This window comes from Streptomyces lunaelactis (assembly GCF_003054555.1).
Classification (GTDB): Bacteria; Actinomycetota; Actinomycetes; order Streptomycetales; family Streptomycetaceae; genus Streptomyces; species Streptomyces lunaelactis.
Genome location: NZ_CP026304.1, coordinates 4,556,789 through 4,572,055, shown reverse-complemented (window position 1 = coordinate 4,572,055; position 15,267 = coordinate 4,556,789). Strand labels below are relative to the sequence as shown.

13 protein-coding genes and 2 pseudogenes are annotated in these 15,267 nt (G+C 68.9%); 12 read left to right on the top strand and 3 right to left on the bottom strand.

The window, feature by feature from the left end; translation table 11 throughout:
* The first annotated feature begins 44 nt into the window (after positions 1-44).
* The 11 genes from dhaL (SLUN_RS21000) to SLUN_RS20950 all read left to right on the top strand — a co-directional run bounded on the left by dhaL (SLUN_RS21000) (position 45) and on the right by SLUN_RS20950 (position 10,603).
* The gene (gene dhaL, locus SLUN_RS21000) at positions 45-686 is read left to right on the top strand and encodes a dihydroxyacetone kinase subunit DhaL (protein WP_175314196.1); all 642 of its coding nucleotides are present in this window, start codon (positions 45-47) and stop codon (positions 684-686) included.
* A complete protein-coding gene (locus tag SLUN_RS20995; RefSeq protein ID WP_108150568.1) occupies positions 683-2,533 on the top strand; it encodes a putative PEP-binding protein in 1,851 nt (616 codons plus the stop codon). Before dhaL (SLUN_RS21000) ends, SLUN_RS20995 begins: the two co-directional genes overlap by 4 nt.
* Positions 2,534-2,536: 3 nt before the next feature.
* Positions 2,537-3,529, top strand: a complete 993-nt coding sequence (gene dhaK, locus SLUN_RS20990) for a dihydroxyacetone kinase subunit DhaK (RefSeq protein WP_108150566.1) — start codon at positions 2,537-2,539, stop codon at positions 3,527-3,529.
* A 47-nt stretch (positions 3,530-3,576) separates the two neighbouring features.
* Complete coding sequence (gene dhaL, locus SLUN_RS20985) at positions 3,577-4,245, top strand: dihydroxyacetone kinase subunit DhaL (RefSeq protein WP_108150564.1); 669 nt, start codon at positions 3,577-3,579, stop codon at positions 4,243-4,245.
* A gap of 441 nt (positions 4,246-4,686) precedes the next feature.
* Positions 4,687-6,720: a sensor histidine kinase gene (locus tag SLUN_RS20980; RefSeq protein WP_159100296.1), complete on the top strand. Its 2,034-nt coding sequence runs from the start codon at positions 4,687-4,689 to the stop codon at positions 6,718-6,720.
* Positions 6,721-7,726: 1,006 nt separating this feature from the next.
* Positions 7,727-7,999: a hypothetical protein gene (locus tag SLUN_RS20970; RefSeq protein WP_108150560.1), complete on the top strand. Its 273-nt coding sequence runs from the start codon at positions 7,727-7,729 to the stop codon at positions 7,997-7,999.
* 474 nt (positions 8,000-8,473) lie between these two features.
* A complete protein-coding gene (locus SLUN_RS20965) occupies positions 8,474-8,830 on the top strand; it encodes a PRC-barrel domain-containing protein (RefSeq protein ID WP_108150558.1) in 357 nt (118 codons plus the stop codon).
* A 42-nt stretch (positions 8,831-8,872) separates the two neighbouring features.
* On the top strand, positions 8,873-9,046 hold the full coding sequence (locus tag SLUN_RS39525; RefSeq protein ID WP_159100295.1) for a hypothetical protein: 174 nt from the start codon (positions 8,873-8,875) through the stop codon (positions 9,044-9,046).
* A 173-nt stretch (positions 9,047-9,219) separates the two neighbouring features.
* Entirely contained in the window at positions 9,220-9,816 is a 597-nt protein-coding gene (locus SLUN_RS20960) for a DUF5994 family protein (protein WP_108150556.1), read from the top strand.
* A 5-nt stretch (positions 9,817-9,821) separates the two neighbouring features.
* Entirely contained in the window at positions 9,822-10,082 is a 261-nt protein-coding gene (locus tag SLUN_RS20955; RefSeq protein ID WP_108154857.1) for a hypothetical protein, read from the top strand.
* 53 nt (positions 10,083-10,135) lie between these two features.
* Complete coding sequence (locus tag SLUN_RS20950; protein WP_108150554.1) at positions 10,136-10,603, top strand: DUF5994 family protein; 468 nt, start codon at positions 10,136-10,138, stop codon at positions 10,601-10,603.
* A 680-nt stretch (positions 10,604-11,283) separates the two neighbouring features.
* Here the strand turns inward: SLUN_RS20950 and SLUN_RS20945 are convergent.
* Positions 11,284-12,237, bottom strand: coding sequence for a cysteine--tRNA ligase (locus SLUN_RS20945; RefSeq protein WP_108150552.1), 954 nt, complete (start codon positions 12,235-12,237; stop codon positions 11,284-11,286).
* A gap of 88 nt (positions 12,238-12,325) precedes the next feature.
* Positions 12,326-12,993, bottom strand: a pseudogene (locus tag SLUN_RS20940) (NAD-dependent epimerase/dehydratase family protein).
* 71 nt (positions 12,994-13,064) lie between these two features.
* Here SLUN_RS20940 and SLUN_RS20935 point away from each other — a divergent pair.
* Positions 13,065-13,373 (top strand): annotated as a pseudogene (locus SLUN_RS20935) (DUF1152 domain-containing protein); the annotation flags it as partial.
* A gap of 453 nt (positions 13,374-13,826) precedes the next feature.
* On the opposite strand, the gene SLUN_RS20930 reads toward SLUN_RS20935, so the two are convergent.
* Complete coding sequence (locus tag SLUN_RS20930) at positions 13,827-15,044, bottom strand: ice-binding family protein (RefSeq protein WP_254710314.1); 1,218 nt, start codon at positions 15,042-15,044, stop codon at positions 13,827-13,829.
* Positions 15,045-15,267 lie beyond the last annotated feature (223 nt).

Sequence of the window (15,267 nt, the reverse complement as noted above, 5' to 3'; positions counted from 1 at the left end):
CCCGCCCCCGGCTCACCCAACCGTGAACCTGCCACGCACCGACCATGAACGGAGATTCCGTGGACACCGACCTCGCCCGCACGTGGGTGCAGGCCATTGCCGCCGCCGTGGACAAGCACAAGGACCACCTCACTCAGCTCGACTCGGCCATCGGCGACGCCGACCACGGCGTCAACATGAAACGCGGCTTCTCCGCCGTCACCACGGCCCTGGCCGATTACAAGCCGGACACCGTCGGGGCCGTGCTGGTCAAGACGGGCACCACCCTGATCTCCAGCGTCGGGGGCGCCTCCGGCCCGCTCTACGGCGGCGCCTTCCGCGCCATGGGCAAGGCCCTTGACGCACCCACCGCCGACACGCAGCAGTTCGCCACCGCACTCGCCGCCGGCCTGGAGAGCGTCCAGAAGCTCGGCGCGGCCGCACCCGGCGACAAGACCATGATCGACGCATACGCTCCCGCCCTGGCCGCCTTCCAGCAACACGTCGGCGCCGGAGCCGACTTCGCCGCCGCGGCCCTGGCCGCCGCCGACGCTGCCGAGGAGGGCATGCGCGCGACCACCCCCATGCAGGCACGCAAGGGCCGAGCCTCCTACCTCGGCGCCCGCAGCATCGGCCACCAGGACCCCGGCGCCACCTCCACCGCCCTCATCTTCCGCGCACTCGCCGAAGTGGTGGCTACCCGATGATCCGCCACACCTACGCCGGGCACACCGCCGCACCCGGCATAGCCCTGGGGTTCCTCCACCGCACCGACCGCCCGCTCACCCGAGCCGTGCTCCCCCACCGCACCGGTGGCGACGCCGCACAGCAGATCACCGACGCCTTCGACGCCGTCGCCGCCCGCCTGCTCAAGCTGTCCACCTCGCTGCGTGAACGGGGCAACGACGAAGAGGCCGACATCATGGAGGTCAACAGCTACATCGCGCAGGACCACGATCTGCGCGAACAGTCCATCAAGCGAGCGCACCAAGGCCAGCCGGTACCCGTCGCCGTCCGGCAGGCCATCGACACCTATGCCCGGACCATCGCCGGCCTTGACGACCCGACCCTGGCCGAACGCGCCGCCGACGTACGGCAAGTCGGCCGCCGCGTCCTGGCCCACCTGCACGGCGACACCGGCCCCGCACCCGACCAGCCCCTCGTCCTGGTCGCCCACGAGATCGGCGCGGCAGACCTGCTGGAACCCGGCCAAACGGTCACCGCCGCCATCTCCGTCACCGGCGGCCCCAACTCCCACGCCGCGATCGTCGCCCGCTCACAGGGCATCCCCCTCCTCCTGGCCGTCGACCCCGCCCTGCTCGACCTGCCGGACGGGCAGGAAATCCTCCTCGACACCGACCAGGCCACCGCCGTCGCCCACCCCGACGACGACGAACGCGCGAGCGCGCTGCACGCCATGGACGCCGCCCGCACCCGCCGCCTCGCCCTCGCCGAAGAGCGCCACCTGCCCGCCCACACACTGGACCACCACCCCATGGTGCTCCGGGCCAACGTGGCGACCCCGGCCGACGCCCGCGCAGCCCTCGCGGCCAACGCCGAGGGTGTCGGCCTGCTCCGCACCGAGCTGCCCTTCCTCAACCACCCCGCCTGGCCCACCCGCAACCAGCACGCGGCCACCCTCGTCCCCGTCCTGCGCGCACTCGCCGGACAGACCGTCACCGCCCGCACCCTGGACTTCGCCGACGACAAACTGCCGCCGTTCCTGTCCAGCCTCCAAGGCGCGCGGATCGGCCGCGGTCTGCCGCTCATGCTGGCCCAACCGGACGCCTTCGCCGATCAGTTCCGCAGCCTGCTCGGCGCGGGAGCAGAGACCGATCTGCGCATCATGATCCCGATGGTCGCGAGCATCGACGAACTCCGTGCCTGCCGACGCCTTCTCCAGGCCGCAGCCGACGAAGTCGGCGTCCCGCCCCCGCCGCTGGGAATCATGGTGGAGCTTCCCGAAGCCGTCGCCGCGGCCGACGACCTCGCCCGCGAGGCCGCCTTCCTCTCCATCGGCAGCAATGACCTCACCTGCCAGATCCTGGGCCTGGACCGGCGCGACCCCACCGCCACCCCGCCATGGCCGCCCACCCCGCCGTACCCCACGCCATCGCCCAGGTCGTCACCGCCGCCCACCGCCACAATCGTCAGGTCTCCGTCTGCGGCGACGCCGCAGCCGACCCCCTCGTCATCCCGCTCCTCATTGGCCTCGGCTGCGACATTCTCTCCGTTGCCCCCGCTGCCCTCGACGAGGTCCGCGCCCGCATCCGCCGCCTGCGCCGTGACACCTGCGCCTCCCTGGCGGCCATCGCACTCACCCGCGAAACCCCCGAAGAGGTCTGGCGACTCGTCGAGCAGTGCTGCCTGCCGTCGCTGCCCTGACCCGAGCCGCGCACATGGCGCGATCAGTCGAGCGTGGGCAGGTCCGACCGGACCCGGCCCATCAAAGGACCTGTGTGACGCACAAGGTGACGCCCTGACAAATCCCGCTGATCCACACCATTTTGATGGATTTCTGCTGATGTTCTTATCCAGTCGAGAAGGGGCCTGAACCGTGAAGAAGCTCATCAACTCGCCCGATGAGGTGCTTGCCGATGCTCTCGTCGGCGTGGCCGCCGCGCACCCCTCGCTGACGGTCAACATGTCCGACCGCTACATCGCCCGCGCGGGCGGGCCGACTGCTGGGAAGGTCGGCCTGGTGTCAGGTGGCGGGTCCGGGCACGAGCCGCTGCACGGCGGGTTCGTCGGGTACGGGATGCTGGATGCGGCCTGTCCCGGTGAGGTGTTCACATCTCCCGTGCCGGACCAGATCCTCGCCGCCACGCGAGCCGTTGACGGCGGGTCGGGGGTGCTGCACATCGTGAAAAACTACACCGGCGACGTGCTGAACTTCCAGATGGCCGCCGAGCTGGCCACCGACGAAGGCGTGCGGGTGGAGGGCGTCGTGGTCAATGACGATGTCGCCGTGGAGAACAGCACGTGGACGGCGGGCCGGCGGGGCACCGGGGCGACCGTGTTCATGGAGAAGATCGTCGGTGCGGCTGCCGAGCTTGGCGCGGACCTGGCCTCGGCCGCGGCTTGGGGCCGGGAGGTCAACGACCGGTCCCGTTCCTTCGGGGTGGCGCTCACGCCGTGCACGGTGCCCGCGTCGGGCAAGCCCGGCTTCGAGCTGGGCGAGGACGAGATCGAGCTGGGCGTGGGCATCCACGGCGAGCCCGGTCGCGCCCGCGGCAGGCTCGTCTCCGCCAGGGAGATCGTCGGTATCGCATTGGACGCCATCCACACCGACATGCCGCTCTCAGGCGAAGTGCTCGTGATGGTCAACGGCCTGGGTGGCACCCCGCTGATCGAGCTGTACGTGGTGTATGCCGCGGTTGCCGAGTGGCTCGCAGGCCATGGCGTGTGGATCACCCGCAACCTGGTCGGCAACTACATCACCAGCCTGGACATGGCCGGTTGCACGATCACGGTGTGCCGGCTCACGCCGCAGCTCACCTATCTGTGGGATGCCCCCGTCGAGACCCCCGCGCTGCGCTGGGGACGCTGAACGGCCTCGGACACCGACGACAGACCGTACGAGGGAGAAGGACGACAATGGACGCGAGCATGTTCCGGGCCTGGATCCAGGAGGCGGCCCGACTGGTGGTCGACAACGCCGATCATCTGACCCGCCTCGACTCCGCTGTCGGCGACGCCGACCACGGCATCAACATGCGCCGTGGCCTGCAGGCGGCGGTGGCGATGCTGGACGAAACCGACCCGTCCACGCCCGGTGCGGTGCTCGCCACCGTCGGCCGGGCATTGATCAGCAAGACCGGCGGGGCCTCGGGACCGCTGTACGGCACCGGGTTCCGGCAGGCCGCGGGGGCCCTGGGCGAGGATCCCGATGTGTCTGCGGCACAACTTGGGGAGGCGTTGGCGGCTGCCCTCACCGGCATCCAGCGGATCGGCGCGGCACTCGAGGGCGACAAGACGATGATCGACGCCCTCAGCCCGGCCGTGACCGCCTACCAGGCCGTCATCGACACCGGCGGCGACCTGACCAACGCCACCCGCGCGGCGTCCGACGCCGCCGTGCGGGGCCTGAAGCAGACCGCCGGCATGCAGGCCCGGAAGGGCCGCGCGAGCTATCTCGGCGCCCGCACCATCGGTCACGAGGACCCCGGCGCGGCGTCGACCGTGCTCATTCTGTCTGCCCTCGCGACCGTCACCGCGGCGAGCGGGCGGAGGAGCGAGCGGCCAGGCACAGGGGCGGCGTCATGAACGTGGTGTCCGGCCGGTGGGCCAGTACGGGGGTGGCTCCCGACACCGCCGACGAAGTGGTTGCGATCTTGAACAGCTCCGAGACCGACGCGTAGTTCGCTGCCCCAGGCACCTGCCAGGGGACGCACGAGGCATGGCCTCATTCAGCGACGTCACGACAAGCGCACTCGCGCGATGAGAGCAGCGTCCGCGATGCGTGCACGCGCCCCCGAATCGCGCACGTTCAATGGCGGGAAGAAGGTGCGAGGGCAAGTGCAAACACAACCCGCGGTGCATCGCCACGGCACGGAACCGGTGCAGACGCCCCAGGCGAGAGGCAACGGTTCCGACAACGGCAGTACCGAGCCGGGCAATACCGATCCGGGCCCCGCGCGTGCAGGTGGAGGGCGTCGCCCGTACAGGGGCAGCAACCACGCGGAGTTCGCCCCGAGTAACTGGAGTGTGCGTACCCAGCTGGTGGCTGTGGTGCTCATCCCGATCATCACCACGCTCGTACTCGGCGGTCTGCGGATCGGCTCGGCCGTGCAGAACGCACAGGACGTCAACAACGTCCGCCAGCTCGTTCGTACCGTCGACAAGGGCACGGGGCTGTTGGAGGAGCTTGAGGACGAACGCGATCTCACCGCGCTCCACGTTGCGGCCGGGCGTACGGGCGACACGAGCCGGCTGGACACTCAGCGCTCCCAGGTCGACGCGGCGCTCGCCCGGGTCCGTGCCGAGGCCGCCCATGTCCACCGCGGGACGAACCCCGTCCTGGCCACCCGGCTCGCGGTGCTCAACGCCTTTGGCGGCAAGGTGGCGTCACTGCGCCACACGGTAGCCCACTCGAAAATGCGCTTGCTGCCCGTGGTCAACGCACACACGGCGTTGATCACCGAGCTCACCGACGCCCTTGACCTTCTCACGCCGGCCATCGCCCACCAGACCCTTGCCGTGAGGGCCGGCGCGCTCGAGAACTTCACACAGGCCACGGAGGCAGCCTCCCGGCAACGCGCGCTGCTCGGCGGGGTGCTGACCCAGGGACACTTCGATTCGAACGAGGCCCAGGGCCTGACCCTCGCCAGCCGGCAGCAACAGGCGTTGATCGGCGAGTTCCGGTCCGCTGCGCCGCCGGCCCAGCGTCAGTTCTACGAGCGCACCGTCACCGGAAGGGACGTCAACAAGACTGAGGTGCTCCAGAAACAGGTGCTCGCACGGCAGGGCACCAGCCGCCTCCGCCTCGACGCCGACGAGTGGTTCGACACCATGACGAGCAAGCTCGAGCTGATGCGTCTGGTCGAGAAGCGGCTCGTCGGATCGGTCGAAGACGAGAGCTCGCGCGAACAGCACCAGGCCGAGCGCTCAGTGTTCATCACCTCGCTCGTCGTGCTGTTGATCCTCCTGCTCACCTTCGGTGTGACGCACGTCGTCATGCAGTCCATTGTCGGCCCGCTGCACACCCTGCACGCCTCCGCGCTCGATATCACGGAACGCCGCCTGCCCGAGGTGGTCCGGCTGTTGCGGGGCTCCAGCGACACGCAACTGGAGCCCATCAAGGTCGAGCCCGCGGGCATCAACTCAGTCGACGAGATCGGCCGTGTCGCCCAGGCGTTCGACGAAGTCCATCGCGACTCCGTACGGCTGACCTTCGAGCAAGCGCAACTGCGAGGCCGCATCAACGCGATGTTCGTCAACCTCTCGCAGCGCAGCCAGTACCTCGTGGAACGGCAGCTGGAGCTGATCGACCATCTGGAGAACGGCGAGCAGGACCCCGACCTGCTCGCCAGCCTCTTCAAGCTCGACCACCTGGCCACCCGCATGCGCCGCAATGGGGAGAACCTACTCGTCCTCGCGGGCGAGGAGGCGGGCCGCCGCTGGAGCGCCCCGGTCCGGCTCGTGGATGTCCTCCGGGCCGCCTCCAGTGAGGTCGAGCAGTACCAGCGTGTGCAGCTACGCGGACTGGTAACCGCGGACGTCGACGGCCGGGCAGTGAACGACATCGTTCACCTCATCGCGGAGCTGCTGGAGAACGCGACCACGTTCTCCTCTCCGGACACCGAGGTGCTCGTCACGAGCCAGCTGCTGTCCGGCGGCGGCGCGAAAATCGAAATCCAGGACAGCGGCATCGGCATGACCGCAAAGGACCTTGAGGAGGCCAACGACAGGCTCCTGAACCCGCCAGTCGTCGACGTCTCGGTGGCGCGGCGCATGGGTGTGTTCGTCGTCGGCCAGCTCTCCGGCCGCCACGGCATACGCGTCCAGCTCCGCAGTTCATCACCTAGCGGCATCACAGCAGTGGTCATGCTGCCCCAGAACCTGGTCCGGGACCACGGAAATCACATGGATCCCCCCGGACTGTCAGCCAGGTACAACCCCGAAGGACGCCTCACCGGCTGGCGCAACTACGACACAATCGAGCAAATCGACGAGAGCACGTCAACCAAACGTGCGCACCGGGCACGCCGTCACGGCGCCCGCTCGGCCAGCAAGGAGTAACCGCTATCGCGACCCTCGCCCAGCCATGGAGGTCCCTCGGGACGGAGTCCGGGGGGAGGCTGGGGCGGGGTCCCACCGCCGAAGGCAGGGGGCGTACCTCCAGGCCCCGCACGCCGGAACGGAGGTCGAAACACGGCGCCGCGTCCTGGACACGTCCATGTCCAGGGACAGTCTCAACATCGAGGACGGGTTGCTCCACTCCGAGGCCGTCGGGTCCAAGCAGTCCCGGTGGCGGACGGGACGACACGCCGGCCGAAGGCGCCTCGCACCGCCCCCGCTGAGGAGGCAACACCGTCGCGGTCGCCGCGCGGCCCTGGGCGGATATCGTCCTCTCCGGAGCGGCCACGGCCGAGCAACTCACCAGCAACCTCACGGCGGCGGACCTGCGCCTCAATCCCGATCGGCTCGAATGGCTTGCCGGGCTGGCCGAGCCCGCCGAAGCGTAATGGGCGCAGAGAGCGGGGCTGGCCTGGGCGTGAGAGGCCCGGGCCGGAACCCGCCATCCCCCGCGTACGCTCACATCTGGAGAGCTGCCGTATCCGCACAGTCCGCCCGGAGCGCCACTCAGCCCAGTAGTCAGTCTCGTCCCCTTCGAAGGGGACCTCCGTGAGGTAGCGCAGCGTCGCGCGGTGTAGGTCGGCGATGGCCGCAGGGTAGTGCTCGTGCACATAGCCAGCCGGGTGCAGCTGCTTCTCTTCGGCAGTGATCCGGCCAGCCAGTGCTATGGCCTGTCGGTAATCACCCGAGCTGCGGCCCATCGCTATGTCAGCCAGGAGCGGCAATGCCGCGAAGCTGGCCGGGTACACCGTCCCTTGGTGGCACAGGCACGACCAGAGCTCGAACCACGCGTCTTCCTCAAGGTGATACACCGAGCGCGGAGTGGCTGACCGTGGCGTCCGCGAGTGAACGGGAGCAGGCTGGATAGGCGGAGGGTTACCGGTGCGAGTACGGCTGCCCCGGGGACGGCTTGCGCCGGTCGCGCACCGCTCAGGAGGAAGAGGGCGTCATGGCATCACTAGCCGAGCGGAAGGCGTACCGCGAGAAGATCATGCAGGCTCTGTACGAGACCACGGAAGGCAACCGCCTTCTGGGTGTCACCGGGGCGCAGCTGCTTCTCGATCTCGGGATCCGCGAAGAGGATCTGGCTGCTGCCTGCACTTATCTGGTGGGCGAGGACCTGATCGTGGTCGACTGGGCCACGGGCAATACGCCCGCCATGGTCACGCTGACACACCAAGGCATTCGACGCATGGAGGCTCAAGAAGAAGAGCGCGGTTGATGCGACGCCCGGGGCCGTGTCCGAGCCGCTCGAGGGCCACACTGCCCGTAAATCCCGTTACGCCGGAAATGGTGCAGTAGGGCGGTAAAATTGGCTCTGGGTTGGTGCACTCTCACGTGCAACCACCCGGAAGGGCGACCCCGGCGTGTATACGCCGGGGCCGTTGTACAGCGGTCGGCGCGGCAACACAGCCGACGCCACGGCTCGCCTGCGGGGCGAGCTCGGATGGGGACTGAGGCCACAGTGGCGCTCTGCGGAGGCGATCGAGGAGCCCGGTCTTGCGTCAGCCCACGCCCGCCATGCGGTCGCACGGGACTGGGACACCCAGGCACGGATCCGACTGGGTGAGTGGGCGTGGCGTCAGGGGCTGGCGGGGCAGGCCGTAAAGGCGGAGGGCAACCGTCCAGGTGCTCAGCCGCGACATTCGGTGGGACGGCCGGCACCGACTGGCGCCCCGCTCAGGAGGGAGAGGGCATGATCCAGGCAGCCGACATCCGAGAGTGGCGCAACCACGATGTCGTCGACCCGAAGCAGCGCAAGATCGGCCTGCTCGAAGCGATCTATGTGGACACCACCACCGACGAACCGGCCATGGCCACCGTCCGGACCGGTCTCCTCACCCGCCAGCGCCTGGTCTTCGTTCCCCTCGACGACGCCATCCTCGGGCCGACCTACCTCAAGGTCTCCTACGCCAAGGGACTCGTGAAGAAGGCCCCTTCGATCGGCACGGACGACGTACTGCCCGCCGAGCAGGAGGAAGCGATCTTCCAGCACTACGGCCTGACCTACCAGCCGGGCGCCAAGGGCGAACGGCAACTCGCGCGCCGCTGACCGCCCGCGCTCAGTACAGCTCAGTACAAAGGAGGTGCTCGGATGATGGCGCTCTTCCTGCTTCTCGTCCTGGTGTCCGTCGCACTTGGGCTCATCGGCGTCGCGGCAGAGGGCCTGGGCTATCTGCTGATCATCGGCATCGTGCTCCTTGTGGCCGATGTCGCCTTCATCGGCGTGCGACGGTCCCGGCGCGCTCGGCGGCGTCCCATCCGCTGACGGGGCTCCCGCACACCGTTCAACCCATCGCTCCGCATCAGTCCGTCGGACCCTGTCCAGAAGTATCCTGAAGTTACCGAGGACACTTCGCACACCAGCTTTCACGCTCGTGTCGTCTCCGGCGATTCACAACACCGGGTCGACCTGCACCGGCCCGGGGCAGGGTCCGCGTCATGACCGCGACCATTTTGTATACATCCGCGGTCGAAGACCGGACCCCTTCGCCGCCCCTCCGACTCATGCTGGCGCCGGCCGGCACGGCTCCGGCTCTGATTGACGGTGCGTGGTGGCCCCGGTCCCGCGACATCGCGGCGGAACTTCCCGCGCTGACGGCCGTACTGGACCCCATGTGGGGGCGGATCACTCGCGTCACTGTGAACCCCACGTTCTGGCCAGTCATCCCACGCAAGGTGCCCGTCCACGGGCATGTGGTCCACGTGGGCTGGTTCAAGGCCGAGCAGGACCCGCACAAACTGCTGCTGCTCTCCTACACCGCCGGCCGCTGGGACCTGCTCGTGATCCCACCCGAGACCAGCCCCGGCACAGCGGCCCGTCTGATGGCCGCGCCCACTGATCCGTTGCGCAGTCTCACCGCGAGCGGCTTGATCCAGGAGGCCGAGCTCTACCGGATCGCCGCCGAGGCCGACTGGGACGCGACCCGGGAGAGGGTCTGGGACTCCGAAGGCGGCCACGGAGCGCGCCAACCGACATCACTTTTGCCTGCCCCGGCAGACATTGCTCAGGTACAGGATCCGACAGAAGGGATGTGACGATCATGGACACCTTCGTCACCGTGCTCGTGCTCCTGGCGATGACAGCTCTGGGCACGCTCGCGATTCACATGCTCAACTCCCAACACTACGAACGCATCGCGGCCTTCCCCTACGGCCGCGCCAGGTCGAACCTTCGCACTCGGCCCACGGCGGATCCGCCCGATTCCCGCGGACACGCGGCTTCGAGTACCACTGGCGTTCACCGCGACCATCGCATCGCAGGCTTCGGGCGGTTCTGGCCGCGCCGTCGCGCCCGGAAGTGAGACACCATGCGCAGTCCGCCCGTGCAGGAAAGTCCTGAGAGGGGCGGCAGATCATGACCGCCGACACCCCGGCTCCTCTCCTGCTCCTCTCGGACACAAGCGACCAGCCGGTTGTTCCCGGCGCGGCCGTTCTGAGGATGGAGACAACCTCCAGCCGTGTCGGGCTGTTCGACGGCGCGTGGTGGCCACGCACCCGTGACCTCAAAACCCAACTGCCGGGCCTGATCACCGCCCTGACCGCCCGGCTTGGCCCCGTCGCACGCGTCGGTCTGGACGCGAGCGCCTGGGACGACGCTCCGGGCCACCTCGTCATCGACGACCGCATGGTCCGCGTCGACTGGTCCGCCGTCGACGACGACACAATGATCATCACTCGCGGACCTCGGGACCACTTCTCCTTCCTGGTGATCCCGCCAGAGGCTCCCGCGTCGGCCGCGCGCGCCGCGATGATCATGGCCGTACAGGACGGCAACTGCACATCGGCAGAACAGATCCTCACCGACACCGGCATCAGGCCCTAGGGCCTCTCGTTTGGATCTTGCCGGGCTCGCATGCCCTGGCACGCACGCTCGCCGCGTTGTCGACGGTCGGCATGGCTCCGCCATGCCTCCCTCCTCCGCCTTGCGATCGCACGCACCAGACCCCGCTCACTCATCCGGCCTGATCCAAACGAAAGACCCTGCGGACTCCGGCCGCCACAGCGGTCGCACACTGCGCTGGAGTCATGCGCACGCCGCCCTCGTCTGCGAGGCACCTGGGCCTGCCGTCCGCACGTGCTCCGAGTCCCCAGGCAACAATCGAGACATGCCATCACCGCCCAGCATCCTGGAACTCCGCCGCGCCAAGTTCGCCCGGCGTCTGCCGAGCGAACTCGCGGCGTTCGTCGGCCTCATCCAGGCTGAGGGCAAAACCCCAGCTTGTAAGGTTTCTTCATCTGCTTCCGGTACCAGCCGTGCGTGCTCCGCCCGCGTGAGCAGTTCGGGATCATGCGGGCATGGCGTCGATGAAACGAAATGCGTACCCGCGGTTCAAGCGCACGATCACTGCCTGCGAGCTCCATGAGGCGTTCACGCCGGGGCCGGCCGAGCAGGACTTGGCAAGGGCCGCACGGCGGACGGTCAAGCCGTCCTGCGACTGCAGGATGTCCTCCGAATCCGCATGGCGTGCCGCAGAGCGGCCAGGCGCCGGGGGTTGCCCGACGTCATGGCGTCGCCCAGGGCTGGTGGCCCACTTGGCGCGCGAGGTCCAGCCCGAGGACGCGGTCGAGAAAGGCGAACGTCTCGAACTTGGCACCGGCCGGCACGTCGGCGCGCGTCGCCATACCGTCCAGCATCTCCAGGACAGCGGGGACGCCGAGATCATCGGCGAGCGCGGCATGAGCCTGTCGCAGCACGTCTGCGGGGATCGGCCTGGACGGCTCCTGCGCCCAATCGGCCACCTGCTCCCGCCAGTGCCTCAGCATCCGCCGGGCCTCGGCGAGCGCGGTGCTGGTGACCGTGACCGGCGTACGCAAGTCGTGGCCGAGCAACAGCATCCTCACAGCCAGCGGATCGGTTCCCGCTGGGGCGAATGCGTCAAGGAGACCCGAGGCGAGGAGGTGGCCACGGTCCGGGACACCCCCGTCCGGGGGTGCTGGGCTGACCTGGCCCACGTCGATCCAGACCCCGCCGACGGCGTCCCGTCCGGGGGCGCCGTGAGCGAGCAGGTGCACATCGGCAGCGGTGCAAAGGGCCTCGGTCACATCGTGAACACCGACGGTGGCGGGCGGGTGGATGCCGAGAAGGGCCATGGCGCGATCGAGCGCCTGGGCTTGCTCATGCGGCAGGTCCGGCACGGTGAGGACCGTGAGGGACTGCAGGCCATGCAGCTCCACGGTGCGCGCCAGTACGTCACCGGTCAAGGGCGCCCGCAGGTGCACCGCGCCGATCCCGGTGTCGATGACCGGCAGATGGACGCAGATGCGCAGCAGGTGGCGGTGTGCGGAAGGAATCTCCACGATGCGGCCGGTGCGGGTGTCGGCGATACGCAGCATGATGCCGAGGCTAGTCGTGAAGACCTCCGGTACTGCGGAGGACCTGACCAGGATGCCGACGTGGTGGAATACCGCGCGTCGGGCGGTCGCGAGGTCGATCAGCAGCCGGTGCTGAGGATCCATCGACCTGGCCCGCAAACGTTCACACTGCGCTCCCGCTGAACCCACTATGGAATCTTCGCTGTCACAGACGTCACCCGGTGGTGGCCAGTCACTCACGCCACCAGTCCACCGTCGCTTTGACCTGCTCATCGACGGAGGTGGCTCGTACCGCGAATTCGGCTTCGTAAGCGCTCGAATCCGCTACAAACGGACGGTCGAACTGATACCGGATCTCCTTCAGTTCGCGGATCAGCGGCGAGAAAACCGACACGACACCCAGCACGGCCGACGGCAGCCTGCGCACCGCGACCGGCCCTGTTTCCGTCTGAGCGGCAAGGCGGTCGACCATCTCCCGGGTGGACAGCGCAGGCTCCATCGGGACGTGCCAGGCCCGTTCCTCGCCCGCGACCTCGACCAGGGCCCTGGCCACATCGGGGAGATAGCTCCAGCTGTGCGGGGTGTCCGGGTCCCCGAGTGTGGAGACCGGCTTGCCGCGCAGCAGTCGTGGCATGACCCGCGCGGCCAGGTGCCCGCCGTCGGTCACGCCGGGCCCGAAGAAGTCCGAGGCTCGCACCTCGACCACCTTGATACGACCCTGCTCATGCAGCTTTTGCGCCTGCTCCCAAACGGCGGCGCGCACCCGCCCCTTGGGGCCGGTCGCCGCGAGCGGCAGCTCCTCGGTCATGGGACCGTCCACCGGACCGTAGCCGTAGAGGTGCCCAGCATGACCAGGACGGCCCCGGTCGCCTCGGCGGCCGCGCAGACCGAGGCGACCAGCGGCGGCCATTCACTCGCTCAGCGGTGGTAGGGCGGTGCGGCACAGCTGTAGATCGCGGCCGCGCCCTGAAACCCTCGACGAGGTCGAGCGGCACAGCCGCGAAATCTGCGGCTACTCCGAGATCGACTACGAACGCAACAAGGCCAGTTGGCTCGGCACCCAGCGTGAGCAGAAGCTCGACCCCGAGACGACGCTCGGTCGACTCGACCAGTTCGAGGCCCAGGCCCGCGCCCGCGGAGTCACCCACACAACGTTCCGCCGCCTCACAGAAGCCCTCGACCTCAACGGCAAACAGCGCCAGGACCTCCGAGCCCTCCTGCTCAGCCGCCGCCCCGAGCAGTACCAAGCCCCACTCTGGCACATCCCAGCGGAAGCCTGAGTAACAACTTTCTCTACGGGTTCAAGGCGGCTCGCTCCGCTCGCCGCGCGCTCACCGGCTCACCGCCGGGGACCGACGCTCCTGTCTCCGCCCCGCTCCGTCCCCGGCTACGCCGGTCGCGCGGCTAGACCGAAACGACTAGGCCCAGACGAACGGCCGACACAGGGCTGGGGTGGTCGGCTCCACGGCTTTACGCAGCCACCATGGGGCGAGCCTCGAAGATCGGGGCCCACATCGGGCTATTGAGGGCAGGTCCAGATACTGCCCGAGTCGCGGGAAGCTTACGGGCCCCGATCTCTCGCCCCATGGCAGCTCCCGCCCAAAGCCGCTACGCCGCCCGCGCGTTCCGCCTAACCTGTTGACGACAGCGCCCCCGTCCACGGGCGAACTTGTCCGTGGACGGGGGCGGACAGCAGTGATGTCCACTACCGGTTGGTTCCTTGGGCTGCCTTGCTACCCGTCGTAACCGTCTGATCGCGCGCCGGCCGCCCGCCTCTTGATGACGACCATGGCCACGCCGCCCGCGATGAGCAGCGCTGCCCCGAGGCTGGCCAATGGAGCGAATAGGTCGTTTGAGCCGGTGTCCGCCAGATGATGGGGACGCTTCGGGGCGTGGGGACCTGTCGTCTCGTGCGGTCCACCCGGTTTGTTGTGGCCGTTGTGCGGACGGCCCGTAGTTCCGGGCGGGCCGGTAGGTCCGGTGGGACCAGTCGGACCGGGTACTCCAGGCGCGCCACTGGGTCCGGCAGGGCCGCTCGGTCCGGCAGAGCCACTGGGTCCGGCAGGGCCGCTCGGTCCGGCAGAGCCGCTCGGTCCGGCAGAGCCACTGGGTCCGGCAGGGCCGCTCGGTCCGGCAGAGCCACTGGGTCCGGCAGGGCCGCTCGGTCCACTAGGTCCGGGCGGTCCTGACGGCCCGACGATGCAGCTCGGCCTGGTGATCACGTTGGAGTCGAGCGTCACCGAGCCGTTCCGCGCGAGTAGCCGGCCCTCGATCCTGGCGCTGGTGGTCGCCGTGATCGAGGTCAGCGCCATGATCGTGCCCTCGAAGAACGAACCTGTCCCCAGGGTGGCCGATTCGGCGGTCTGCCAGAAGACGTTGCACGGCTGAGCGCCGTTGATGAGCGAGACGGTGCTGGCGGAACTAGTGATCAGCGTGGACGCGAGCTGGAAGATGAAGACCGCGTTGGGATCACCCTGGGCGTCGAGCGTAAGCGTCCCGCTGAGGCCGATCGGGCCCGTGGCGTTGTAGACGCCCGGGGGCAGGGTCTGACCCACGAGGTCTCCTGCAATGCTCGCGTCCGGGGCCTGCCCCGCTGCGTCGTTGTATGCGGTGGTCAGGTCGAGCTGCGCCTGGGCCGCGGCCGCGTCGCCCGCGTGGGTCGCGCCGCTCACGATTCCGGGTGGGAAGCCCACGATCGCGCTTCCCGGGCTGACGCCCAGATCCCCTTGGAGGACACTGGGACCGGTGTTGGTGACGGTCTGGCCGCCCAGCACCGCGTAGCTGTCGGCGGTTCCCAGGCCCGGTGCGGTAGCCGCGCGTGCGCTGGTCGCCATCGCCAGGAATGCGGCCGAACAGAGCAGGACCAGCCCGAGAACGAACGCGATCGTCGCCGTCAGTCGTTGACGCTGCGGCCTTCGGAGATCGGTGGTACAGGCACTATTGATTGCCATGCACATTGCCTTCCGCTTACTCGGTGTCGTCGCGAACCCAGGCGTACGAACGCAGCGCTGCGCTTCGAGGGTGCATTCGCCGATCAGTTCGGAGACGACATGGGGGACGAACGGCCACGGAAATCCACGAAGGCAGGTGAGGATGCGGCCGTCCTCGGTGCAAGGACATGGACCAGGCACGCGACCCGGTCCGGCTCAGCACTCACCATGAGATCACCCGGTA

Excerpts from the sequence above, each read along its gene's own strand:
- SLUN_RS20965 (WP_108150558.1), top strand. The coding sequence starts at position 8,474 with ATGATCCAGGCAGCCGACATCCGAGAGTGGCGCAACCACGATGTCGTC.
- SLUN_RS20995 (WP_108150568.1), top strand. The coding sequence starts at position 683 with ATGATCCGCCACACCTACGCCGGGCACACCGCCGCACCCGGCATAGCC.
- dhaL (WP_175314196.1), top strand. The coding sequence starts at position 45 with ATGAACGGAGATTCCGTGGACACCGACCTCGCCCGCACGTGGGTGCAG.
- dhaL (WP_108150564.1), top strand. The coding sequence starts at position 3,577 with ATGGACGCGAGCATGTTCCGGGCCTGGATCCAGGAGGCGGCCCGACTG.
- SLUN_RS39525 (WP_159100295.1), top strand. The coding sequence starts at position 8,873 with ATGATGGCGCTCTTCCTGCTTCTCGTCCTGGTGTCCGTCGCACTTGGG.
- SLUN_RS20960 (WP_108150556.1), top strand. The coding sequence starts at position 9,220 with ATGACCGCGACCATTTTGTATACATCCGCGGTCGAAGACCGGACCCCT.
- SLUN_RS20970 (WP_108150560.1), top strand. The coding sequence starts at position 7,727 with ATGGCATCACTAGCCGAGCGGAAGGCGTACCGCGAGAAGATCATGCAG.
- SLUN_RS20930 (WP_254710314.1), bottom strand. The coding sequence starts at position 15,044 with ATGGCAATCAATAGTGCCTGTACCACCGATCTCCGAAGGCCGCAGCGT.
- SLUN_RS20955 (WP_108154857.1), top strand. The coding sequence starts at position 9,822 with ATGGACACCTTCGTCACCGTGCTCGTGCTCCTGGCGATGACAGCTCTG.
- SLUN_RS20950 (WP_108150554.1), top strand. The coding sequence starts at position 10,136 with ATGACCGCCGACACCCCGGCTCCTCTCCTGCTCCTCTCGGACACAAGC.
- SLUN_RS20945 (WP_108150552.1), bottom strand. The coding sequence starts at position 12,237 with ATGGATCCTCAGCACCGGCTGCTGATCGACCTCGCGACCGCCCGACGC.